This window comes from Roseomonas rosulenta, from assembly GCF_016106005.1.
GTDB classification, from domain to species: Bacteria; Pseudomonadota; Alphaproteobacteria; order Acetobacterales; family Acetobacteraceae; genus Neoroseomonas; species Neoroseomonas rosulenta.
The window spans coordinates 1-840 of sequence record NZ_JACADR010000608.1 but is presented as its reverse complement, the minus strand read 5'-3'; the positions used below and the strand labels follow the sequence as shown (position 1 = coordinate 840).

At 78.0% G+C, this 840-nt stretch carries 1 pseudogene; it reads right to left on the bottom strand.

What is annotated here, in order from left to right:
• Positions 1–402: pseudogene (locus HW578_RS27195) on the bottom strand (N-acetylmuramoyl-L-alanine amidase family protein); the annotation flags it as partial.
• Positions 403–840 lie beyond the last annotated feature (438 nt).

Genomic DNA, 840 nt, shown 5'->3' with positions numbered 1-840 from the left:
GGCGCGCACCGCCGCGGCGAAGTCGGCCGCCGGCGCGGGGCGGATGTCGATCACGATGTAACCGGCGCGCGCCGGCCCGCCGCGCGGCAACGCCGGGGCGGCGAGGTCCAGGAGCAGCACGTCGTCGGCCGCAACGAAGCGCGCCGCGCGCACCGGCCCGGCGCCGCGCAGGGTGGCCGGGCCGCGCCAGGCCACATCTGGCAAATGCAGTGCAATACGCCGCGGGTCGTCGAGCACGCGGACCGACCAGCGCTGATCCCCCTGCACCGGCAGGACCAGCCGCGCGGCCGGCCCCGCGGCGGCGATCGTGCCGCCGGCGATGGTTCCCGCCCGCGCCGGCACGCCCCCGATCGCCGCAAGCAGGCCAAGCCCCAGCAGGGGGCGTCGCCCCGGACCGAACATCGAGACATCCCCTCAAGCGCCCGGCCCCCCGCCGGACGGCGCCATGATGCCATTTCCGCCAGGGGTTTGCCATGCAAAGCCTGATGTGACGCTTCAACGATGCGCCAGGCGCGCGGCAGGGTTGTGGCCGCCACCCTGCATGACTATGGTGACCTGCCCCGGCGGCTGCCGCTGCGGGCGGAGTCCCGGGCGGTTTCGCCCGGCCAGCGACCCCAGGGCCTGAGGCGGGGCGTGGCCGGCGCGGATCATCGGGTGCCCGGCCTGGAACCGGGGTGGCCCTCGCGGCCCCCAGCGTTCCGCGGCCTCGCCGGGCGCCCCTCCTGCCGTCTCCGCCGGCGCGGAACCCGGTGTGCGCATCGCCCGACCCGCCCCTTCTGCCGGCGCCGGGCGCGCCGCACCGCCAGCCGGCCCGCCTGCGCCTGTGACCGCCGCCACCCC